Origin of the sequence: Dyella sp. GSA-30 (assembly GCF_027924605.1) — a bacterium.
Taxonomy (GTDB): Bacteria; Pseudomonadota; Gammaproteobacteria; order Xanthomonadales; family Rhodanobacteraceae; genus GSA-30.
The window spans coordinates 1,296,124-1,313,494 of sequence record NZ_AP027042.1 but is presented as its reverse complement, the minus strand read 5'-3'; the positions used below and the strand labels follow the sequence as shown (position 1 = coordinate 1,313,494).

Here is a 17,371-nt window from a genome sequence, read left to right as displayed (position 1 = left end):
TTGCGGGTGCCCCCTCACCCCAACCCTCTCCCCCGGCGAAGCCAGGGGAGAGGGGGCACACTGAGGCAAGTTTGAATCGTGCGCGCTCTTCGCTCCCTCTCCCCCTGGCTTCGCCGGGGGAGAGGGCTGGGGTGAGGGGGCTCCAGATCTTCACAACATTCGAACCGATCAGCGCACTTCACCTATAAACTCCGACAGGTTTTCACCCATCGGGGATTCTCCATGCGCCGTACCGCTCTTCTCCTGCTCGCCCTTTGCGCGATGCCGGCATTCGCCGCCGATCCCGCGTTGCCCGCGCCACGCGAACAGGCCGCACTGCACGCACTGGCCACGGCACCGAGCGAAGCGGAGCTGCGCGCCACGATCGAAAAGCTGATTGGCTTCGGCACCCGCCATACGATGTCCGATACCACCTCCGATACGCGTGGCATCGGCGCCGCACGCCGCTGGGTCAAGACGCGCTTCGAAGCGATTTCGCGCGAATGCGGCGGCTGCATCGAAGTGGTCACGCCATCGCAAAGCTTCAGCGGCAAACGTGTGCCGCAACCCACCGAAGTGATGGACGTGGTCGCGATCAAGCGCGGCAAGGGCGATCCGAAACGCGTCATCGTGATGACCGGCCATCTGGACTCGCGCGTCACCGACGTGATGAACGCCACCAGCGACGCGCCCGGTGCCAACGACGATGCCTCCGGCGTGGCGGCGCTGATCGAAGCGGCACGTCTGCTATCGAAGGGCGATAACCAGGCCACGTTGGTATTTGCCGCGCTATCGGGCGAAGAACAAGGCCTGTATGGCGGCAAGGTCCTGGCCGACTACGCGACAGCGCAAGGCTGGCAGGTCGAGGCCGATCTCAACAACGATATCGTCGGCAATAGCCACGGCCAGAACGGCGTGAGCGATAACACCACGGTGCGCGTGTTCTCCGAAGGCACCAAGAGCAACGAAACCGACAAGCAGGCCAATTTCCGCCGCTATCACGGCGGCGAAGTGGACTCGCCCTCACGCAATATCGCGCGTTATATGGAACGGCTCGCCAACGACTATATGCCCGACCTGCACGTGATGATGGTCTATCGCACCGATCGCTTCGGGCGCGGCGGCGATCAGGTGTCCTTTCTCGAAGCCGGCTATCCGGCCGTGCGTGTCACCGAGGCTCACGAGGATTACACCCGCCAGCACCAGGACCTGCGTACCGAAAATGGCGTGCATTACGGCGACACCATCGACGGCGTGGATTTTCGCTATCTGGCCCGCGTGACGGCGCTCAATACCATCGCTATGGCCTCGCTGAGCCGCGCCCCGGCGCCGCCGACCGGTGTCGCCATCGACGGCGCGGTAAGCAGCGATACCACCGTGCAATGGAAGAAGCAGCCCGACGCCGCCGGCTACATCGTGCATTGGCGCGATACGACGGCGCCGCAGTGGCAGCACAGCCGCCTGGTGGGCGCGACCGACAAGACCGTCCTCAAGGATGTGGTGATCGACGACTGGTTCTTTGGGGTCTCGGCAGTCTCCGCCGACGGCTACCAGAGCCCGGTGGTGTTTCCGGGCGATGCCGGCAGCTTCGAGCGCTCGCCGCCGGCCACTCCGGCAAAGTAAGCCCCAAGGGCGGGAACTGGCGCGGACACGGCCGGCCTGATAAAAAGACGCGCAGGGCCGCGCCGTGGGGGAACGGCCCTCTCACGTTAATCAGGGAAAATCATGACAAGCAAGTCCTTTCTGGCCGCGCTAGGCCTGCTGGCCGCGTTCGCCTTTTCGCCCGCCACCCATGCCGATACCGCTGACGACCAGGGCGATGCCAAGGTCGAGGCCTTTCTGAAAACGCTGCACCCGAAGACCGGCGACGTCAATGTGCCCGAGGCACAGGCGACCCTGAAGCTCGGCAGCAACTACAGCTACCTCGGTGCCGACGACGCACAGCGCGTGCTGACCCAGCTGTGGGACAACCCGCCCGATAAGGAAGTACTGGGCATGATCCTGCCCAGCACCGATCCGAAGATCTTACTCGACGAGAAAGCGTGGGCGGTGGTGGTGACCTATTCCGCCGACGGCTACGTGTCGGACGAGGATGCCGCCAAGATCGATTACAGCGACATGCTCAAGGACATGCAGCAGGCCACCAAGGATGAAAATCCAGAGCGCCTCAAGCAGGGCTATCCGGCAATCGAACTGGTGGGCTGGGCCGAACCGCCGCGTTACGACAGCTCGTCGCACAAACTGTACTGGGCGCGCAACCTGAAGTTCAGCGGCGCCGACGGCAAGGACGAAAGCAGCACGCTCAACTACGCCATCCGCGTACTGGGTCGCCACGGCTATCTCTCGCTCAACGCAGTGGCACCGATGGCTGAGCTGGCGCAGGTGCGCGCGGATATGCCCGACGTGGTGTCGATGGCCGAGTTCGATGCGGGCAATCGTTACACCGACTACAACTCCAGCACCGACAAGCTCGCTGCCTATGGCATCGGCGCGCTGGTCGCTGGCGGCATTGCGGCGAAGGCCGGTCTGTTCGCCAAGCTGGGCGTGCTCCTGCTGGCGTTGAAGAAGTTCATCGTGATCGGCATCGCCGCTATCGGCGGTGTCTTCGCCAAGTTGTTCAAGGGCAAGAAAGCCAACTAAGCCATGACGACACCGCCGCGCACCACGCGGCGGTGTTTCAGCCTGGAGGAACGCGCGCGTGATTCCGCAGGACCGCCCCGAACCGACCATCGATTTCACGTCCGCGGTATTCGACGAACCGCCGGCACTGCCGCCGCCAGTACCAAAGGACTACGCGCATCCGCGCACCGCGGCGGCGCGCGGGAAATCAAGCTATATCGGCGCACACTGGCGCGGCGAACTGCCACTGGCACAATCGTATTGGATCAACGTCTTCCTGATCGGCTTTCTCCTGCTGATCGTGGAAACCATGATGATCCCGCTGTTGCGCGCCCAGCACCTTTCATTGACCTCGCTCCTGGTTCTGCTGGCGATCTATACGCCTTTGCGCCTCGTTGTGACCGTGTGGCAGGTCGTCGGCACGTTCCGCTCGGCGGCCCTGAGCGGCAGCGGCTGGGCGGTCGTGGTCAACATCGTGATGATTTTCGTCGTGCTGGGCACGATCGGTAGCGGCATCACTACGGTCAAGAGCTTTCAGATGATTGCTCGCGCTGCCGTCGAGCAGCGCAGCATGAGCGACTTTACCGTCGGCCTTGCGCCCAATGGCAAGGGAATCCTGGCCAAGGGCACGATGGGGATCGGGTTCGCCGACGCGGTACAGGCGGCTTTTGCCAAGTATCCCGAACAGCGTCACCTACTGCTGGACAGCCGTGGCGGCGACGTCGACAACGGCATGCAGCTACATGACTATCTCGCTGCGCACAGCGATATCGTGGTCGAGGTCGATCATCTATGTGCCAGCGCCTGCACCTTGGCGTTCGTCGGCGCCAGTCAACGGCTGGTCGGACCGAACGCGGAAATGGGTTTCCACCAGATGCGTTCGATCATCGACAGCAATTATTCGAAAACGATGGTGAACACGCAGCAGGATAGCTTCAAGGGATTCATGAGTAAGCTCGGTGCGTCGCAAAGCTTTATCGACATGGCATTTGCCAAACAAGGCGGTGATGTTTGGGTCCCGGACGGCAATACGCTGTTTGCCAATCACATCATTACCGGCGTGGCGATCGACGACCGTGTCATCGGCGAACACGACTGGCATGGCGAGCAGTTTCTGTATGCGTATCGAAAGGAACCGACGATGCGCAATATCGGCGTCGCGTTCGAGCACCTGCGCAGCCAGCAACCCGATATCTACAACGCCTGGGCCGAACGCAACATGGCGATCCTGCGTCAGGCGACGCGGGCGCAGCGCATCGAAAGCTACCGCGCCAATCTCTGGCAAACCTTGCGCGGCGGACGCGCCGTGGCGATGGCACGCGCACCGGATGCGGCTGTACGCTCGTTTGCCGTGCGCTATCGCGACCAGTTGGAGATGATACGCGACAAGGAATCGCTGCTGACCTGCGACCATTACCTGGATGGCACCGGCGTCGAACTCAAGCACGTCAATACCGATTTCTACATCGGTACCGGCACCGCGTACGACGCACTGTTTTCCGCACCACTCGGGACGAAGATCAGCGACCACGAGCGGTCGGAGGGCACGCAGCTGATGATGGCGCAGCGGCAGGCGATCCTGGCCGGCCAACATGTCACGGGAAGCCCGGTGGCAGGACAACTCTGTCAACGGCAGATCGCCCTGCTCGGCCGCTTGATCGACACGCCCACACCGCAGGCAGCATGGGCGCTGCGCAGTTACTTCATTCGTTAGGCTGCGCCGATCAAGGCAGGCCTAGCGAGTGCAGGAACGTGTCGACAGCGCGCGTGTAGTCGGAGTCGCCGCCGAGCTCCGCATTGATCTGCGCATGTGTCAGCGCCTCAGGCAGCACCTGCGCGCGACCGCCCTTGTCGTTCACCGCCTTGGCGAAGGTTTCCGCTTGGGCGCAGGACAACAGCCGCTGCGATGAGCACACCAGGAGCATCGGCTGGGACTTTCCCTGCACGCGATCGAGCGGCGATACCTTGCGCCAGAACGCCTCGTCTTTACCAAATACGCGGTCGTAAAAGTCCGCGTGCGGCAGCGTCATGATGCGCGGCACGCTGTAGGCCGCACTGTCCAACGCGACCGTACCCAGCCACGCCTTGGCACCTTGCGCATAGGCAAGCGATGGATCGGCGGCCAGCAAGGCGACCAGATGCGCGCCAGCCGAATGACCTACCAGGGTCACGCGTGCACCGTCGCCACCCCACTCGACCGCATGCTGCTGCACATAGGCCAGCGCACCGGCCACATCCTGGGCCTGCATAAAGGGATCGGCCGTCGGCACCATGCGGTAATCGACCGAGACGAAGACATAGCCCTGCCCGGCTCAGTGCGCCTGCTTGCGCCCGGCGACGCCGGGATTGCTCTTGTTGCCGATCATCCAGCCGCCGCCGTGTACCATCACGATCACCGGCGCCGCATGAGCATGCGCCGGCTTATAGACGTCCAGACGCTGAGCCGGCGCATCGCCATAGGCCACATCACGCAGCACCACCGCGTCGTCGGCACGGGCGGTGGCAGCCAGACCCAGCAGCAGCGACAACGTTAAACCGTAGAAGCGAAGCATCGGTCGATCTCCGTCTGGCAATCAGTGGCAGGGAATGGTCGCACCGGCGGCGTTGGTGCAGCTACCGGTATGCGTCACGCCATCCTTGGTGACCGTGGTCTGGCCGGTATAGCTGTTGCCATTGGCCCCAGTCGCCTGCGTCGTGTGGGTGACACCCTGCCCGGTCGCGCCGGCGGTGGAGCCGTTATAGCTGCCGCCATTGGCGCCGGCCGCCTGGGTCGAACGCGAGAAGCTGCCGCTGCCATCCGCGTTGCGTGTGGCCGAACCATTGCTGCTGATACTGCCACCGTTCGCGCCGGTGGCGCGAAAACCCGATTGGTGCTGCGCCGAACCGTCCGCGTTGCGGGTCGTTTCGCCCGCCCGCGCCGCAGTGCCGCCATCAGGGCCACGCCAGGCTCCGGCACTGGCCGTGCGGGCATCGCCCTGCCCGTCGCTGACGGTACGCCGGCCGTGAATGCCGGCCGCGCCGTTGGGGCCACGAAAACCCGCCACGTGTCCAGCCACGATGCCGCCACCGGCGCGAGCGCGGATACCGCCGGCGACCACGCGTCCGGCGGCGTCGGCCTGCGCGGCGCAGCCCAGCATCAGACCCAGGGTGATACCTATCGTCATCTTGTTCATGAACAACCTCCTCGATGTCGGGCGGACGCCCCGAGGTTGATCATCGCCTTGCCCCCGCTTCCAGGCGTATCCCAAGGGCAAGCGAATGCAAACGGATATTGCCGTCGGCCGTTCTGGAAACATCTGCTTACAAATGCGCTCGCAGGGCGCCTGACAGCACGGCAGAATCGACCCATGACCGCCACGCCTTCACCTGTTCAGATCCTTATCGTCGACGACGACCGACGGCTTCGCGAGCTGCTGCAGCGTTATCTGGAGCAACAGGGCTTCCAGGTCGGCTCGGTAGGCGACGGGCGCGAGCTGGACCGCGAGCTGAGCCGCCGCCATGTCGACCTGATCGTGCTCGATCTGATGCTGCCGGGTGAGGATGGCCTTTCCATCTGCCGGCGCCTGCGCGGCCAGGGCATCGACACGCCGATCATCATGCTTACCGCACGCGGCGACGATGTCGATCGCATTGTCGGCCTGGAAATCGGTGCGGACGACTACCTGCCCAAGCCCGGCAACCCGCGCGAGCTGGTGGCGCGCATCAATGCCGTGCTACGGCGTGGCCGGCCGGCACCGGGCGCGCCGCTCGCCGATGCGGGCAGCGTGCGCTTCGGCCGCTTCGTGCTGGAACTGGATACGCGCAGACTGCTGCGCGATGGCGAGTCGCTGCGCCTGACCACCGGCGAATTTGCCGTGCTTGCCGCGCTGGTGCAGCGTGCCGGGCAACCGCTGACGCGCGATCAGTTGATGAGCATCGCGCGCGGCCGCGAACACGATGCCTTCGACCGCAGCATGGACGTGATGCTCAGCCGTCTGCGTCGCCTGATCGAGGACGACCCCAAGCAACCGCGCTGGCTGCAAACCGTGTGGGGACATGGCTACGTGTTCGTCCCCGAAGGGAGCGCGCCATGACGGCCAAGCCAAGCGGACTATTTACCCGCCTGGCGTGGCTGCTGGCAGGCACGGTAGGCCTGGTCGTGGCGATCGGCCTGATCACGCTCAATGTCACCGGTAGCCGCCTGAGCAACGCGTACACCACACGCACGGTGGCCTTGCAGGTTTCCGCGGCCGATGTGTTGATCGCGCAGGGGCACGATAACGAACTGGCCGGCCTCGGTATCGAGCTTTCCACCACCCCGCCGCAAGGGCATCCGCCCGCCCTGCGCGCCAATCGCAACCTGCTGGTCGAAACGCGGCTGCATTGGCCGCAGCGTCAGGCTTATATCGCCGGGCTGCGGCAACCGACGCTCTGGTTGAAAGCACTCTCGCCTTCCAATGATTGGATTGGCATACCGCTGATGGGACTGCGTGTGCCGCTGGTGCGCACGGCTGTGGTCACCACCGCATTCGCTGCCTTGATCGTGCTGCTGATGGCCGCGGCCTATGCACGCAGCCTTACCGAACCACTGCGCAGGCTGGCCCAGGCGGCACCCGCGGTCGTCGCGGGCACACCGCTGCCGCCGCTGCCCAAGCGCTCGGTGCGCGAACTGGTCGAGTTGAATGCCGCGCTATCGCGAGCCGCTGCCGAAGTGCGCAGCAATGCGCGCGAACGCGATGTCATGCTTGCCGCACTCTCGCACGACCTGCGCACGCCGCTGGCGCGCCTTCGACTTGGCCTGGCCTTGTCGGGCGATGCTGTCGATACGTCGCTGCGCGAAGGGATGGAAGCGGACATCGATGCCATCGACGCTATGAGCGCGCAGTTCATCGGCTTTATCCGCGATGGCAGCGACGAACCCGCATCGCCGGTAGACGTGGCGTTGTTATTACGCGAGTTGTTGTCGCTCAATCGCGGCAATGGCGGCCCACCCTGGGAAATCGAGTCGCCGGATCACGCCGTCGTGCAAGGGCATCCACTCGCGCTACGGCGTGCGCTGGACAACCTGATCCGCAATGCACTGCGCCATGGCGACGCGCCGTTTCGTGCCGTGCTTGCGGTTGGGCCGGCGGAGATTCGCGTGAGCATCGCCGATGGTGGGCTGGGCGCTCCCCCGGACATAGTTGATCGATTGGGCGAACCGTTCGTGCGTGGAAATCAGGCACGTAGCGATGCCATGGGCAGCGGCCTGGGGCTGGCCAGCGTCAAGCGCATCGCTACGCAACATGGCGGGAGCCTAAGCGTACGCAACCTGCCCGCACGCGGCTTTGAAGCCACCCTGCAACTGCCTCGCTAAAAATCCCAAACCCCCTCCTACTCGTCATCCCGGCGCAGGCCGGGATCCAGTGACTTAGGTTTCCAGTTTTCGCGATAGAGCAGATGCTTGTCGGCTCTTGCGATAACCGACTGCAAAGTCACTGGGTCCCGGCCTGCGCCGGGATGACGATTGGAGGAACTGAAGTTTTTTGAGGTTCCCTTCAGTCCGCAGCCGAAACATTTACTTACAACCCCCAACGAACCCGACAAACCTTACGCAACGCGGCCGTCTATCGTGTGCCACACCCACTCTGGAGACACCGTCATGCGCCGCACCGTTTTATTCCTCAGCCTGCTCGCTCTGACCCCACTCACCGCCACCGCACAAGTATCGCAAGACAACAAAAGCCGCATGGTCAACGAAATCAAGCAGCGCTTCGACAAAGCCGACACCAACGGCGACGGCGCGCTCGATCGCGAAGAAGCCAAGGCCATGCCACGCGTTGCCCAACACTTCGACGATATCGACACCGATCACGACGGCAAAGTGACGCTGCAGGAGATCGGCCGTTATCTCGCCGCCAAGCGCGAAAACAAGTAAGCGACATCGCCATGGAGCTGCCCCGTCATCTATTGCTTCTCCTGCCCGCATTCATTCTGCTCGCCGCGATCGAAGGCTGGTATCTGCACCGCCGTCGCCCAGGCGGCTATGACTGGCGCGCCTACTTCGCGTCACTTGGCGATGCGATAGGACGACTGGTTTTCACGCGCCTGCTTGGACTGGGCGTGGCGGGCATCTTTTTCAGCATTGCCTATCGCTACCGGATCACCACCATCCCGATGCACGCCTGGTGGGCATGGCCGCTGCTGTTTGTATTGCAGGATTTCTTCTACTACTGGATGCACCGTGCCGATCACCGCATTCACTGGTTCTGGGCGACGCACTGCGTGCATCACTCCAGCAACAGCTACAACCTGGCGGCCGCGTATCGCCTGGGATGGACTGCGCGGATAAGCGGCAATGTGATTTTCTTTACGCCGCTGGCGCTGTTGGGCTTCCCCGTCCCCGCCATTCTGGCCGCGACCGCGATCAACCTGCTCTACCAGTTCTGGCTGCACACGGAATTGCTGCCGCGTTTAGGGCCGATCGAGTGGGTGTTCAACACCCCGGCGCACCATCGCGTGCACCACGCCAGCAACGCGGCGTATCTGGACAAGAACTACGGCGGCATCCTGATCATCTACGACCGGCTGTTCGGCACGTTCGCCGCCGAGAGCGCCGACGATCCCTGCCGCTACGGCCTGGTCCATCCGATCAGCAGCAACAATCCGTTTCGCATTGCATTCCACGGCTGGGCCGGCATGTGGCGCACGCTGCGCCGCGCCCGAGGCTGGCGCGGTCGCTGGCTCGCCGTGTTCGGACCGCCCATGTGATGCATAATCGGGCCAGGGATGGGCCAGGGAGAGCTTCACGCAATTCATGGAGAAGGTATGGAACCGGAGCGTTCTGTCGATGCAGGCGACTTTACTTGTCTCCTGCAGTGTTGGCGCCAGGGAGATGCGCGAGCGCAGGAACAGCTGTTCAATCTGATCTACCACGAGCTCAAGGGCATCGCCCTGCGGCGGCTGTCGAAACCCGGCGCACTGGCTCTCGATTCCACCGAGCTCGTCAACGAAAGTCTTCTGCGTCTGCTTGAACATGTGCCCGACGCGACCAGCCGCGAGCACTTCTTCAAGATCGCCGCCACGGCCATTCGCTGCACCCTGATCGATCTCAGTCGGCGCCAGTACGCCGAAAAGCGAGGATCGGGCGCTATCGCCGTGACGCTTTCGCTCGCCGACCATGTTTCGACCTCCAGCACACCATGGCTGGACGTGGAGATGGCATTCGTCGAGCTCGAGCAACAAGACCCACGCAAATGCAGGATCGCGGAACTGGCCTTGCTGGTCGGCCTGAACCAGCAGGAGATCGCCAGCACCCTTGCGATATCCCTGTCTACCGTCGAGCGCGAGTTGCGCTTCGCCAAGGCGTGGCTCCGGGAGTGGCTGTCGCGATGACACCGGAACGGTTTCGTAGCATGGAGCAACTGTTCAATGCGGCGATCACGCAACCGCCGGACCGGTGGTCGCATTTCCTGGAAACGAATGAAACCGACGCTACGGTTCGGGCAGCTGTCCTGCGCATGCTCGAACACGCGCACAACGACGATCCCCATCCTGTCCAGGCGCAATTGCAGCGCATCGGGTCGTCGCTGGCGGCGATGCCCGATCGCATCGGCCCGTACCGTCTGCTGCGGCAGATCGGCGAGGGTGGCATGGGCAGCGTTTTCCTGGCCGAGCGTGACGTCGACGGAGCCTTCCAGCAGGTTGCACTGAAACTGCTGCATGGCTTGCCCACGGCAGCAGGCAAACGACGCATGGCACGCGAGCGCGAACTGCTTGCCGGCATGAACCATCCGCACATCGCCGGCCTGATCGATAGTGGCGAGGCGGCGAGTGGCCAACCCTTCCTGGTGATGGACTATGTCGAGGGCCACGCGCTCGCGGACTTTCTGGCGTCCAGGCAACTGACGCTGCGCGATCGCGTCCGGCTTTGCGCGCAGTGCTGCGATGCGATCCAGCATGCGCATCAGCACCTGGTGCTTCATCGGGACGTCAAACCGTCCAATATCGTTGTGAGCAACGATGGCACGCCGGTTCTGTTGGATTTCGGCATTGGAACGCTGCTGGAGGCGAGCCCGTCCGGCGTTCATACGGCAACGCTGGCCTTTACGCCCGGTTACGCGGCACCGGAACAGATACGTGGCTACGCGGCGACTACCGCGACCGATATTTTCGGCCTGGGCGCCTTGTTGTTCGATGTCCTGACCGGCCTGCGTTTGCCGGATCTGCGCAAGGGCGACATGCCGGTGCCTCTGCCAAGCAGTCAACCGATCGCGCCATCGCGCAGGCGCGAGCTGCGCGGCGACCTGGACCGCATTGTCATGAAAGCCACCGCGCTCGCGCCAGAGGATCGCTATCGCACAGCGGCAGCGTTGTCGGACGATCTGCATCGCTATCTTCGTGGCGAGCCGGTGCTAGCGGCGCCCGATTCCCTGTTTTATCGCTTGCGCAAGCTCGTCAACAGGCATCGCTGGGCTGCCGCTGCGAGCGTGGCCATCGTATGCGTGATCGTCGCTTTCGTCGTTCGCCTGGACATTGAACGCCAGCGGGCCTTGCAGGCCGAAGCGGCCGCTGTGCGAGAAGCCGGCAATGCCAACGCTTCGCGCGAATTCCTGGTTTCGGTGTTGGCCGCCTCCGATCCGGAGGCTGGCCGCGGCCGGCCTATGACGGTATCGGCATTGCTCACCTCGGCGACATCCCAGCTACGCAACGAGCGTATGCAGGACGAAGGCACGCGCGCCCTCGTCTGGCTGGCTGTCGCCGAGATCTACAAGAACATCAACGACCCCGTGCCGGGTTTGCAAGCGATCGACACCGCCGCCGATCTGTTCAAACGAACGAACCAGACCGATCCGGATCTGCAGGCGCGAGTACTCGAAACACGCGGCGTGCTGCTAGGACAACTGGAGCGTATCGCCGATGCCAAGCGCACATTGCAGGATCTGATTGCGCTGCGGTCAGGCCCGAATACCGACATGCTCGCACTTGCACGCGCCCACCAAGCGTACGCAACCGTCGCCGCGCTGGGGGGCGACCGCGAACAAGCGGAGCGGTCGCTGGATCACGCATTGACCTTGCTCAAAGCCGGCAGCGGGCCGACGGACCGGCTCCGCCTGGATCTGCTGCTCGATCGGATGAATCTGCACGCCAGCCGGCCCGGCGATTCCCAAGCAGCGCCCTACCTCACACAGGTGCTGAAGCTGGCGACCGCGACACTGGAGGCGGACGATCCCAAATGGCGCACGGTGCATCAGACAGCCAGCACAGTCTATCGAGGCTTGGGACAGTATCCCCAGGCACTGCCGCATGCCGAGTCAGCGTTGGCCATCGCACAACGCGTCTATGGAAACAGCAGCCAGTACACCATGGACCAGGAGAGCGAGCTGGCGATGGTACTGGGCCAGCTAGGCCGTTATCGCGACGCGGTCACGCACATGGAACGCGCAAGGTCGCTTCATCAGGCTCTGGGTTTGGATGACCTTGTCCTGGCGCAACAGGACATCCTGCTGGCATGGCTTTATGAAGGCCGTGGCGACAGCCGGCGCGCGATCGCGCTGCTCGACTCGACCCTGGCAAGGTTGCCCCAGGGCGACCCCACCTACATCACCTGGCGCTGGGTTGCGTACAAGCAGCGCGCTTCGGCGCACGGAGATTTGCGCCAGTTCGAACAGGCGTGGGCGGATGTCGACGAGGCGCTTCGATGGGTACGCGAGGACAGAGGCGGCGACTCTATCGAGTATTCGCAGATCCAGGCGCGCTATGCGCAGCTGCTGCTCGATGCCGGACGATTGAGCCAGGCCGAGGTGGCGCTGGCGACGGCCAAACGACTGAGCCAGGCACGCAGCGCCGGTCCCTATACCGCCATCTGGATCAGGCTGGCCGAACTCGATGCCCAACTGGCGCAAGCCAAAGGCCAGATTTCCTTGGCCAGACAGCGTATGGACGAAGCGTTGGCATTGGCGGAAAAGGAACGCAACAGCGACCCGATCAAGATAGCCAAGGTCAAGTTGCTCGCCGCCGATCTGGCGTTTCGCCAGCACGATGCCGATCGTGCGAGAAGCCTGTTGCGAGAGGCGATGCCCGTGCTGGAACAGGAGATGTCATCGCAGTCGCCGCAGCTTGCCAAAGCGCGATGGCTGGCGAAGAAAACATCCCAGTAGCGGCCGCGCATGCATCGCCGGAAAGGAGTCCCATCGCGGGACTCCTTTCCGTTCATACGGGCCGGGGTTTCAGTTGAAAACGGCGACCACCGATTGAACAGCCGCATTGACGTATCCACACACCTTTCCGCAGATGTTGGCGCCGCTGGCGTAGCCGCTCATATCCGCGCCGGCGATCTGGCCAATCAGCGCCCAGGGAATGCCACGCTGGGTTGCCGCTTCGCCGACCGGATGATCCTTGGTCCACAGTTCGATCGAATGCCGACCCGTGCTGATCACGCCGAGCACCGCCAGATCGCCATCCGTGCGCCCCAGTTCCTTGATCGCCTGGTCTTCGAGCGCCTTCAGGCCGCGATCGGCTTCTTCGGGACTTGTCGAGCCGACCAGCACCTTGTCGATGCGCTCGAAATAGGAAAATTGTTGCGCGTTGTAATTCTCACGATAGCGGTTCATGTTCTCCACGAACGACAGCTTGGGATCCGGGCGGGTGTTGTTGGCCATGTCGGTGTACTTCCGGATGAATGCTTCCGGATCCCCCTGAGTCGGGATACCGCAACGATAGACCACCACTTCGATAGGCGTGGTCTTGCCGGTCTGGTCGTAATTGGCCGCCATGCAGCCCGCATAGGCGTTATGGGCAACGCCAACGCCGTCCATCGGGTTGTCGCTGTATTTTTCGCTCGAAACGAGGCTCTGACTGAAGGCCGGCAAAGTAACCAGGGAAAGACCGAGGGAAAGCAGCAGGGATCGATGGTTCATCACATGTCCTTGTAGATTGAGAGGTCGATGACACTGATCGGCTCGATCGTTCGGCGGCGTCCAGACAAAAGCGTGCGCTTCAGATGATCGCGATCACTAGATAGATCGCAACAGGAAGGCAAAACCCGTCATCGGCCCGATCGCGTCGTTTCCCTCGCTCCCAGGGTCATCCTGCCGTTTACGGCACGTCGATCCCCAAGGACGCCATCGCCGCAGTAAACCCTGCACGGTCGCGATACCAATGGGCGATCAATCCCGCCTTCTCCGCGCCGATCACATTCTCTTCGAGGTCATCGACAAACAAGGTCGTCGCCGGCTCCTTGCCCCAATACGCCAGGCAGCGTTCGTAGACATCGGTAAACGGCTTGCGCGTATCGAACTGCGCACTGGTCCAGGCCGTGTGTTCGAACAGCGGAAACATATCGGGAACGACGCGACGCACCGACTCGCCAAACATCAAGGTGTTGTTGGTCAACATCGCCACGGCCACACCGTCGCGCACCAGGCGCGCCGCCAGCTCCAACATCCACGGCCGCAGCTTTGTGACCTCGCGCCGCGCGGCAATCCACGCCTCGCGCGTCACCTCGGCACCGGCCAGCCGGCTGATCGCCGCCAGATAGGTATCGGGGTCGTAACCGATGCCCGAGTCCGCCGCCAGCTCGACGCCTGAGCCATACACCGCGTACTGCATGGTTTCGGCCGATACACCGGCCGACGCGGCCATCCGCGCGATACGCCCATCGCGGTCATAGTCGGCAAGCACGCCGTCAAGGTCGAACAGTACGGCTTGAATCTTCAATGCATGACTCCTTCGATCAGGTCCCGCGCGGCTTGGCACGATGGGTCGGCGCGGCGGTCCACGGATCGTCCGGCCAAGGGTGGCGAGGATAGCGACCTTTGAGTTCTTTTTTGACTTCCGGGTAGGTGCGTTCCCAGAAACCCTTCAAATCTTGCGTCACTTGAATAGGGCGCCGCGCCGGCGAGAGCAGGTGCAGCGTGACCGGAATCCGGCCACCGGCGATACGCGGCGTATCGGCCAGCCCAAACAGCTCCTGCAGCTTGACCGCCAGCACGGGTGGCTCGTCCGGCGTGTACTCGAGACGATGCGTGATGCCACTGGGCACAGTGAGGCTATCGGGCGCGTGGCTATCAAGCTGTCGACGCTGTTCGTAGTCAAATAGCGAAGCCAGCGCCTGTGAGAGTTCTTCCGCGCTCAAGGCATCGAGACGGCGCTTGCCATTGAGATAGGGCGAGAGCCAATCCTCCAGCGATGCAAGCAAGGCTCCGTCGGACACATCCGGCAACCCCAGCTCGGGCATCCAGCCGCGTAGCGATTGCATGCGTGCGCGTAAACGAAGCGCGTTCTCGCTCCACGGCAATACGCCGATACCCCGGCTGCGTATCGCAGCCAGCAACGCAGGCAGTGCGTCTTCCGGCTTGACCGGCACACTGCGGCGCTCCAGCGTAATCGCGGCATAGCGATATTCCTCGAACGCCTCGACCGCCTGCCGCTCATCGTTCCAGCGCAGCACGCGTTCGCGCACGAACTGCGCGGGGTAGTCGCGCTCCAGCGCCCGCGGATCGAGCGGCGCGGCGGCACGAATCAGGCTATCGCGCGCGTCGTATTGAATATCCAGCACCACCAGCCAGGGTTCGCCATGCAGCGCGGTGTTTTCGTGCAGCCGCGCACCACGGCCATTGGCCAGGGTATAGCGCAGCGGATTGCTGTCGTCGCGGCGCGCGACGCGATCGGGAAACGCGTGCAGCAACAGATCGCCAACCGCATGACTGTCCGGCACGCCGCTGGCTGCGGTACGGATATTCAGGCGACGACGCCATCCCTTGGACGATTGCTCGATCGCGGCCAACGCGCCGCTATCGGCACCGCCACGCGCGCCGGCCGTGCTGCGATCGCGCCACGCGTGCAAGGCATGCACACGCGCGCGGAAGTCGTCGCTGCGCGCCTGTTCGCCTCGTAGCGGTGAGCGCGCTTCCATCAGCGCAAGCAGGTCCGCAATCAAGGCATGTAGCTCGGGCGGGGCACGCATGGCGGCCGCGCCGAGGCGCGGCGTGGCACCGAGTTCGAGCATGCGTCGACCCAACGATGTGATGCGTGCAGCGGCATCCAGTGCGCCTAATTGAGTCAGCAAGGCACGCGCCTGCGCCAGAGCGCCTGCCGGCGGCGGATCGAGCCACGACAGGCTCTCGCTACCCCATGCAGCCAATTCCAGCGCAAGCCCGGACAACTCCGTCTGCATGATTTCGGCCGTGCGCGAAGCATCGAGGCGCTTGCTCTGCGGCCATAGTCGATAAGCGATACCCGGCGCAACACGACCGGCACGGCCAGCGCGCTGATCGGCGGAGGCCTGCGAAATCGCCACCGTCTCCAACCGCGCAAAACCGGAGTTCGGATCGAAGCGTGGCTCACGCGCCTGTCCTGCATCGACGACCGCACGAATGCCGGGCAAGGTCACGCTCGATTCGGCGACGTTCGTTGCCAGCACAATGCGCCGTGTTCCTGGCTCCGCAGGGGAAAGCGCAGCCTGCTGCTCGGCCATTGACAGTTCGCCGTGCAGCTGCACGACTTCGACGTCTGTCGCATCATCGCGTTCCAGACTCTGCAGCAAGATGGATTGCGCTCGTCCAATCTCTCGACGCCCCGGAAGAAACGCGAGCACATCGCCATCGGTTTCAACCAAGGCTTGGCGCGAGACCCGTGCGAGATGCTGCTCAAGCGTTTCCTGCGCGCGCGCTGGGGGATACTCGACCTGCACGGGAAAACTACGCCCCGGACTACTGATGCGCGGCGCATCCAACCACTGCGCGATACGCTCGCCGTCGAGGGTCGCGGACATCACCACGATTCGCAGATCCGGCCGTAACGTGGCCTGTACATCCAGCGCCAGGGCAATGCCGAGATCGCCTGCTAGATGCCGCTCATGGAATTCGTCGAACAGGATCGCGCCGATCCCGGTCAATTCGGGGTCGTCCTGGATTAGGCGCGTAAGAATGCCCTCAGTCACCACTTCGATCCGCGTTGCAGCGCTGACGCGGGATTCGAAGCGGATTCGGTAACCCACCGTCTGTCCGACATCTTCGCCTAGCTGGCTCGCCATGAATTGAGCAGCGGCTCTGGCGGCGATGCGACGGGGTTCGAGCATCAGGATGCGCTGGCCCTGAAGCCATGCGGCCTCCAGCAGAGCCAGCGGAACCTGTGTTGTTTTGCCTGCGCCCGGGGGCGCTTCCAGGACAAGACAAGGCTTCGACGCTAATGAAGCGACGATATCCGGAAGTAACGGAGCGATAGGGAAACTAGGAAGTCCGTCCATTCCCTCTAGGATACCTGCAAGGGCTCCATCAAGCGCCGAAGCATCTTCTTGACCCCGTACTAGCCTTTTTGGACAACCCAAGCAGGGCCCGGCGGGCTATTAAGCCGAAGAACGCACTTTGGCGACGCAATCTTGGAAACCAAATACCAATTTGGAGGCAACACGCTAACGCCCTGCTCGCATATAGTCATTTGCGCCCCAACGGGCTTATCGAAGTGACTTTCAAAGACAAATCTAAAATTCGTTATACATTGAGGCTCAAAGACATTGTACTTGGTATCAACCCAAAAATAGCCATTCGGCGGAACCGCAGAGCAACCCTCCATAAAATGAAGCAACCACACCTTTTCATCTTGTAAATTGTCAGCCAGCGCCAACTCAAATGGCGCAACTGATGTCGCAATCGCAAAAGCGAGTGCAAGTCTCGAAATCATCATTCCTACTCCGCAAGTGGCAATAATTTGCCGGGAGCACAGATTGACATTAGGAAATGTTTCGAAAGATAGGAGAAAACATCATTTCTCCGACGGCATGCAGCTGTATTTTTGTAGCACTTCTCTGTCACAA

The 17,371-nt window shown here is 62.9% G+C and carries 13 protein-coding genes and 1 pseudogene; 9 read left to right on the top strand and 5 right to left on the bottom strand.

Annotated elements, in window-relative coordinates:
- Positions 1 to 222 precede the first annotated feature (222 nt).
- The 3 genes from QMG46_RS05800 to QMG46_RS05790 all read left to right on the top strand — a co-directional run bounded on the left by QMG46_RS05800 (position 223) and on the right by QMG46_RS05790 (position 4,312).
- Positions 223 to 1,602: a M28 family metallopeptidase gene (locus tag QMG46_RS05800; protein ID WP_281851538.1), complete on the top strand. Its 1,380-nt coding sequence runs from the start codon at positions 223 to 225 to the stop codon at positions 1,600 to 1,602.
- Positions 1,603 to 1,704: 102 nt separating this feature from the next.
- Positions 1,705 to 2,619, top strand: a complete 915-nt coding sequence (locus QMG46_RS05795; RefSeq protein WP_281851537.1) for a DUF2167 domain-containing protein — start codon at positions 1,705 to 1,707, stop codon at positions 2,617 to 2,619.
- Positions 2,620 to 2,677: 58 nt separating this feature from the next.
- The gene (locus QMG46_RS05790; protein WP_281851536.1) at positions 2,678 to 4,312 is read left to right on the top strand and encodes a Clp protease/crotonase-like domain-containing protein; all 1,635 of its coding nucleotides are present in this window, start codon (positions 2,678 to 2,680) and stop codon (positions 4,310 to 4,312) included.
- 10 nt (positions 4,313 to 4,322) lie between these two features.
- Here the strand turns inward: QMG46_RS05790 and QMG46_RS05785 are convergent.
- Positions 4,323 to 4,985: pseudogene (locus QMG46_RS05785) on the bottom strand (alpha/beta hydrolase).
- Positions 4,986 to 5,171: 186 nt separating this feature from the next.
- Positions 5,172 to 5,771 (bottom strand): hypothetical protein, encoded by a 600-nt coding sequence (locus tag QMG46_RS05775; RefSeq protein ID WP_281851533.1) that lies wholly within the window; start codon positions 5,769 to 5,771, stop codon positions 5,172 to 5,174.
- Positions 5,772 to 5,945: 174 nt separating this feature from the next.
- Here QMG46_RS05775 and ompR point away from each other — a divergent pair, with 174 nt between their 5' ends.
- The 6 genes from ompR to QMG46_RS05745 all read left to right on the top strand — a co-directional run bounded on the left by ompR (position 5,946) and on the right by QMG46_RS05745 (position 12,716).
- On the top strand, positions 5,946 to 6,671 hold the full coding sequence (gene ompR / locus QMG46_RS05770) for an osmolarity response regulator transcription factor OmpR (RefSeq protein ID WP_281851532.1): 726 nt from the start codon (positions 5,946 to 5,948) through the stop codon (positions 6,669 to 6,671).
- Complete coding sequence (locus tag QMG46_RS05765) at positions 6,668 to 7,933, top strand: ATP-binding protein (RefSeq protein WP_281851531.1); 1,266 nt, start codon at positions 6,668 to 6,670, stop codon at positions 7,931 to 7,933. The genes ompR and QMG46_RS05765 overlap by 4 nt, the downstream gene beginning before the upstream one ends.
- A 285-nt stretch (positions 7,934 to 8,218) precedes the next feature.
- Positions 8,219 to 8,494, top strand: coding sequence for an EF-hand domain-containing protein (locus QMG46_RS05760; protein ID WP_281851530.1), 276 nt, complete (start codon positions 8,219 to 8,221; stop codon positions 8,492 to 8,494).
- Between the two features lie 11 nt (positions 8,495 to 8,505).
- On the top strand, positions 8,506 to 9,327 hold the full coding sequence (locus QMG46_RS05755; RefSeq protein WP_281851529.1) for a sterol desaturase family protein: 822 nt from the start codon (positions 8,506 to 8,508) through the stop codon (positions 9,325 to 9,327).
- Positions 9,328 to 9,384: 57 nt separating this feature from the next.
- Entirely contained in the window at positions 9,385 to 9,951 is a 567-nt protein-coding gene (locus QMG46_RS05750) for an ECF-type sigma factor (RefSeq protein ID WP_281851528.1), read from the top strand.
- A 20-nt stretch (positions 9,952 to 9,971) separates the two neighbouring features.
- Entirely contained in the window at positions 9,972 to 12,716 is a 2,745-nt protein-coding gene (locus tag QMG46_RS05745) for a protein kinase domain-containing protein (RefSeq protein WP_281851527.1), read from the top strand.
- Between the two features lie 69 nt (positions 12,717 to 12,785).
- Here the strand turns inward: QMG46_RS05745 and QMG46_RS05740 are convergent, their stop codons facing one another.
- The 3 genes from QMG46_RS05740 to hrpB all read right to left on the bottom strand — a co-directional run bounded on the left by QMG46_RS05740 (position 12,786) and on the right by hrpB (position 16,804).
- The gene (locus QMG46_RS05740) at positions 12,786 to 13,475 is read right to left on the bottom strand and encodes a hypothetical protein (RefSeq protein ID WP_281851526.1); all 690 of its coding nucleotides are present in this window, start codon (positions 13,473 to 13,475) and stop codon (positions 12,786 to 12,788) included.
- A gap of 178 nt (positions 13,476 to 13,653) precedes the next feature.
- The gene (locus QMG46_RS05735) at positions 13,654 to 14,274 is read right to left on the bottom strand and encodes an HAD-IA family hydrolase (RefSeq protein WP_281851525.1); all 621 of its coding nucleotides are present in this window, start codon (positions 14,272 to 14,274) and stop codon (positions 13,654 to 13,656) included.
- A 16-nt stretch (positions 14,275 to 14,290) separates the two neighbouring features.
- Positions 14,291 to 16,804, bottom strand: coding sequence for an ATP-dependent helicase HrpB (gene hrpB / locus QMG46_RS05730; RefSeq protein ID WP_281851524.1), 2,514 nt, complete (start codon positions 16,802 to 16,804; stop codon positions 14,291 to 14,293).
- Between the last annotated feature and the right edge of the window lie 567 nt (positions 16,805 to 17,371).